This is a genomic window from Bradyrhizobium genomosp. III (assembly GCF_000261705.1).
GTDB lineage: Bacteria > Pseudomonadota > Alphaproteobacteria > Rhizobiales > Xanthobacteraceae > Bradyrhizobium > Bradyrhizobium ottawaense.
Window position 1 is genome coordinate 1 of record NZ_AJQF01000049.1, and the last position, 1496, is coordinate 1496.

1 protein-coding gene is annotated in these 1496 nt (G+C 68.8%); it reads right to left on the reverse strand.

Features of this window, described 5'->3' with window-relative positions:
- The coding region (locus IC66_RS0104800) for an FtsX-like permease family protein (protein WP_038946838.1) at nucleotides 1–1496 on the reverse strand (1496 nt) is incomplete at both ends.

Below are 1496 nucleotides of genomic sequence, written 5' to 3' on the forward strand. Positions count from 1 at the left end.
TCGCGATCAGGCACCACGCCACCAGGAGCCCGAGCGGAACGGCCAGCAGCGCCGTGAACAGCGCCACCGACAGCGTCTTGGTCAATTCGATCGCGGCAAGGCGCGGCCGCGTGATGCCGATCGCCCATAGCGGCGCGAGGTGCGGCAGGCGGGAGTTCGCCAGCGTCAGCAGGCTCGTGAACAGCGCGATCCCGGCGACACCGAGTGTGAAGGCGTTCAGCGCCGAGGTCACTGCGAAGGTGCGGTTGAAGATGCGGATCGATTCGGCCTTCACCGTCGCCTGGTCGGCGACACTGCGGTCGTCGAGCGCAAACTGTTTCTGCAACGCCGCGATCAGGCCGGGGATATTCTCCTTCGCGACGATCAGGCCGATTCGAGTCTGCGGCGTCTGCGGAAACTGCCGGATCAGCGCCGCGACGTTGACGGTCAGCTGCCCCTTAGGGTTGCCGTAATCGGCATAGATGCCGACGATGTCGAGCTCCCAGGTCCCGCCTGGCGCCGGCACCTCGACGACGTCGCCGATGCGGACGTTGAGGCGGCGGCTGAGCTGTTCGCTGATGAAGGCGGCATTGCCCGGCACGAGCCGGCTCCAGCCGCGCGGCGCGGTTTCCAGCAGCGGCCAGCGTTCGCGATAGAGCGCGTGATCGGGCAGGCCGAGCAGCTCCACCGGCTGGCCCTGAACCTGCGCCTCGGCGCGGCCGCCCGACAGGATCGCCTGCACGTCGCTGCGCTCGCGCAGCCAGTTGCGGATGGCAACGCCTTGCGCATTGTCCGAGGCGCTGATGTAGACGTCGGCGGCGAGCCGACCGTTGAGCCAGCCGAGGAAGGTGCGGCTGAAGGTTTCCACCATGGTGGACACGCCGACATTGACGGCGAGCGCGAGCAGCAGCGCCATCAGCGCCAGCGACAATCCGGAAAGCTGCTGCCGGCTGTCCGCCCAGAACCACAGCGCAAGCGGCTTCCTCGCGGCGCGCTGGCCCGCGAGCAGGATGATCTCGAGCAGCGCCGGCAGGATCAGGGCCGCACCGAACATCAACGCCGCCAGCACGCCAAAGCCTGCGATCAGCGATTGCCCGTACTGGAGCAGCAGCAGCGCGACCGCGAACACGGCGCAGGCGGCCAGACTTTGCAGGATCAGCCAGCGGCGCTGCCTCTGCTGCCAAGCGCGCGGCTGCGCCGTCGCCAGCACCGGCATCCTGATCGCCTTGATCAGGCTGGTCGCCGCCGCAACCAGCGCGCCCGCAATGCTGATGCCGATGCCGGCGAGCCACCATTCAGGCTGTAAGGTCAGCTGCCCCGGGATCTGTGCGCCATAGAGCCCGCGCAGCGACGCCGCGACGTCGGGCAGCAGCACTGCCGCGATGAAATAGCCGCAGACGAGCCCGATCAGGCCGGCGATCAGCGCCAGCGCCACGAGCTCGATCACCAGCACGGTGTTGACCAGCCGCGCCGAGGCGCCGCAGGCGCGCAAGGTCCGCAACATCGGCAGGCGCTGC